Raw genomic sequence first — 3884 nt, 5'->3', positions numbered from 1 at the left:
ACTCGTAAATCACCACCGCACCGCGCTTTAAAAACGGCGCAATGGTCTCGGTCGCACGCACCACAGGCGTGAGATCGGGATTTTTCTCTTGATCAATTGGCGTTGGCACAGCCACCACCACATAGTCGGCCTGGCTTAAATCACTGCCCTGCGAGGTAAAACGCAACTGAGCAGACGCCGTAAACGCCTCAGCTTCCATCTCGCCAGTCGGATCGTTACCGGCGCGGTAGGCTGTGAGCTTAGCTTCGCTAATGTCAAAGCCAATGGTCGGTAATACACGACCAAATGCTAGCGCTAGCGGCAAGCCAACATAGCCTAAGCCAATGACTGCAACGGTGGCATTTGCCAACAGCGGAGATGGGCGTGCCATGATGGCTCCTTAAAAAAATAAATGTGGCGCGAGCAACACTAAAGTAAGCAGCTCTGCGCGAGCGACATTATAGTAAGCGCCTCAGCGTTAGTGCGCGAGTATTAACAAAGCCCTCAGACGAGATGCACTGTGCATAGCCCATCAAAAAAAACAATACCGCTTGCCGCACCCCTGCTATTGCTCAGCATCTTGGCACTGATCTTCTCGCCAGTAGCGCGATCACCTAGCGTGTGGATATTGCTGGGCATGAGTGCCATCGTGCTCGCTTGCTGGCGAGAGCAGGTGGTAATGCATATTCGCGCACTCGGACCGGTCGCCCTGCCCGTTATCGCTGCCCTGCTCTTCAGCTTAGTGTTATCTGTTCATCCATGGCAGGGCGCAACGGTATTCCGCGACCTCATCAAAGCCTTGGTGGTTGCGCTCGCGCTGGCCATTCTCGCGCAACAAGCATCATCGGCGTGGCTTAAGTGGCTAAAGCACGGCATTACTCTGTGCACTATCGCGGCGGGCCTTCTGGCGTTATGGCTAATTTACACACCCAGCCACTCGGCGATGGTCATTACTTGGTGCAATAGTGTCGAAAATATGAATCTCTGGGGCCTTAGTTTCGCCCTACTACTCAGCTGCAGCATCGCAGTCGCGCTCAACAATCTGGGCAGTCGCCACAAACAAGAAAAGCTAAGCGCCCTCTTCATGCTATTAGCCGCCGCAATCCTATTCACCTGGCTCAGCCTTAGTTATCCAAGCCGAGGCGCGCTGCTCGCGGCACTGTGCTCCAGCGCATTACTGCTACTACTGCGCTTTACCCGCATTTCATTAATGTGGCTTTTCATCGCCAGCGCCAGCGCATTCATTGTCGGCAGTTTAGCTGTGCTCATCATACGAGCCGGTGGCTGGATCAGTGCTGCCGAGCTCAATACCATCAGCTCAAACCGGCTACCTATCTACGACACCGTCTGGAGCTTATGGCAGCAAGCGCCGTGGTTTGGCTGGGGTCTGAAAGCCTTCAAAACCCACGCTGCCGTAGAAATCGCGAGCAACATGGGTGGCCACAGTTTCACCGCGCCACATAATATTTTGCTGGAAATGCTGTATTCAATGGGTGTGATAGGCAGCACATTGTTGATGGTCGCGCTCGGACGCATCCTGTGGTTAGCCATGCAAGCAGCACAATCGACAGCTAATCCCTTAGTGGGGCTGCTCGCCACAGCTATCATCATCACCTTAATGCTGCACGGCGCTACCGACTTGTCGATATATCGACCTTACTTCTTCTTGCTAGTGTTTTCAGCATGGGGATTAGTGCAAGGCTCTGACGAGCGCAATGGCCCGTACATAAAGCCCTGATAAATCTCGTAGCACTTATGGATCACACGGTCGAAAAAACGCAGAATGCGTAGCCATCGTAGCGGCTTGAGCGCGCGCATTTCGCTGCGTCGCTCCTCTAACTGTGAATCCCCTAGCTGCAATACGCTGGCCAAATAAGGCTGCACAGCCCGCACTTGCACATCGCCAATTTTTTGATAGAACCACCAGTCATCCGCCATGCAGCGCAGCGGGGTTTGCAAAGCGACAAGGCGCTCGGCAGCCGCACGATTAATCAGATAGGCGTGGCCGCCCCAGCCGCGCAAAGGTGCGATCAGTGAAAATTTTGCGTTGAGTGACATCGCGGCCTGCTGGGCATAAAGCCGGGTTACACCCAAGGTAATTACGCGCGGCAGCTCACAGGCTAACCGCGCTTGCAAGGTAGACAATATCGTCGGCAGCTCATAACTAAGCACGGCATCATCTTCGAGCACCAGCGCCTGCTGCTCACCACTCGCTAAAAATGCCTGCCAAACTCTGCGGTGGCTCAAGGCACAGCCTAGCTCTCCGGGGCTAAGGCCTCGACCAGCACGACGCACTACACATCGGTCACTCACGGCATCAAGCGCAAACTGATGTGACAAAGCCCTACCATCAATAGCGTCAAACCAAATAACCTCAGGCAGATTCAGAGCGCTCTGTTGAGATTGAATGTGTGCTCGCCGTTGTTGGGCAGATGCTAAGTTAATCACCCACGTCGTTAATTTTGCCATTTACTTCCCTGAAATTAGCTCATAAAAAAACCAGCACGGCATAATGCTGTACTGGCTGTTTACCGCAAGACAATGAAAAGCTAAACCGGTGTTATCTGCGACTCATCATAAAGCTGATCTAGCTCGGCCTCGAAGGCGGCAACCGACATCGCATCCTCGGAGCGGCGTTCAGAAAGCGACCCGGAGTTATCTTCAGCGGCGAAGTCAGGCTTATAGCCGTGGATGCTCAGCAGCAGTAGTTGCTTCAGGCCTATGGTGTCGCGCATTAAGGCCAACTCTTCTATTTCCGTAAACAAAGCCTCGATGCGTGACAACGAATAAAAACGCTCACGGGCTTTGTAAATGAGCGGATGGTCGGTGTTCTCAATGCCTTCATCGCTAATGAGCAGCTCTTCGTAGAGCTTCTCGCCGGGGCGCAGGCCGGTGAATACAACGTCAATATCGCCATCGGGAACAAGCGTAGTACGCTCGCTGAGGCCAGAGAGGCGGATCATCTGCCGCGCTAAATCTAAGATGCGCACGGACTCGCCCATCTCCAGCAAAAACACCTCGCCACCTTTGGCCATGCCGCCGGCCTGAATCACGAGCTGCGCAGCCTCAGGAATAGTCATGAAGTAGCGGGTAATGTCGGGGTGGGTGAGCGTGATCGGCCCGCCTTGGCTGATCTGTTTGCGAAATAGCGGCACTACTGAGCCTGAGCTACCGAGCACATTGCCAAAGCGCACCATGGCGTAGCAGGTGCCCAAGGTGCCAGGCACAATTGGCTCGGCGGCTAAGGCCTGTAGCACCAACTCCGACAAGCGCTTGGAAGCGCCCATGACGTTGGTTGGGCGCACGGCTTTATCGGTGCTCACCAGCACAAATGTCTCAACGCCAGCATCGCGCGCGGCCACGGCGGTGTGGTATGTGCCCAGACTATTATTGATCACGCCTTCAAACGGGTTGGCCTCGACCAAGGGCACATGTTTGTACGCCGCGGCGTGGTAGACCGTCTCCACGTGGTGGTGGCGCATCAGGCGCTCTAAGCGGGCTTGGTCCATGACACTGCCGAGCACCGGCACCAGTATGGCATGGGGAAAGCTGGCGCGAAGTTCACGCTCGATGCTGTAGAGGCCAAACTCACTGTGATCAAACAGGACGAGCGTATCTGGGCTAGCGGTGAGCAGCTGACGGCATAACTCAGAGCCAATGGAGCCTGCAGCGCCTGTTACGAGCACCGTGCGGTCGGCGACGTGGTGACGAAACAGCGCTAAATCTGGCGGCACAGCATCGCGCCCGAGCAAGTCGAGGATGTCGATGTCTTGCACATCGTTGAGCGAGATATCGCCAGACATCACGCGGTCTAGGCCGGGCAACATGCGAATGTGTATATCGCGCTCGCCAGAGGCTTTCTGCAAGCTATCGATAATATCGCGACGGCGAGAGCGGCTCACCGA

The 3884-nt window shown here is 55.1% G+C and carries 3 protein-coding genes and 1 pseudogene; 1 reads left to right on the top strand and 3 read right to left on the bottom strand.

Annotated features, from left to right (window positions below):
• Positions 1 to 370, bottom strand: a pseudogene (locus AC3DKE_RS11085) (Vi polysaccharide biosynthesis UDP-N-acetylglucosamine C-6 dehydrogenase TviB); the annotation flags it as partial.
• A 129-nt stretch (positions 371 to 499) separates the two neighbouring features.
• On the opposite strand from AC3DKE_RS11085, the gene AC3DKE_RS11080 reads away from it, so the two are divergent.
• Positions 500 to 1717 carry an O-antigen ligase family protein gene (locus tag AC3DKE_RS11080; RefSeq protein ID WP_487990727.1) on the top strand — a complete coding sequence of 406 codons (1218 nt, stop codon included), beginning with the start codon at positions 500 to 502 and terminating at the stop codon, positions 1715 to 1717.
• On the opposite strand, the gene AC3DKE_RS11075 is transcribed toward AC3DKE_RS11080, so the two are convergent.
• Both AC3DKE_RS11075 and AC3DKE_RS11070 read right to left on the bottom strand, forming a co-directional pair.
• Positions 1636 to 2448 carry a glycosyltransferase family 25 protein gene (locus AC3DKE_RS11075; RefSeq protein WP_487990726.1) on the bottom strand — a complete coding sequence of 271 codons (813 nt, stop codon included), beginning with the start codon at positions 2446 to 2448 and terminating at the stop codon, positions 1636 to 1638. The genes AC3DKE_RS11080 and AC3DKE_RS11075 overlap by 82 nt on opposite strands.
• An 80-nt stretch (positions 2449 to 2528) precedes the next feature.
• Positions 2529 to 3884 (bottom strand): UDP-N-acetylglucosamine 4,6-dehydratase family protein (locus AC3DKE_RS11070; RefSeq protein WP_487990725.1); only part of this gene is annotated, 1356 nt, incomplete at its 5' end.

Source organism: Paraperlucidibaca sp. (assembly GCF_982810325.1).
This window is presented reverse-complemented; position numbering and strand designations above follow the sequence as displayed.

What these genes read in the sequence shown, in the direction of transcription:
- AC3DKE_RS11075 (WP_487990726.1), bottom strand. Translation starts at nt 2,448, where the DNA reads ATGGCAAAATTAACGACGTGGGTGATTAACTTAGCATCTGCCCAACAA.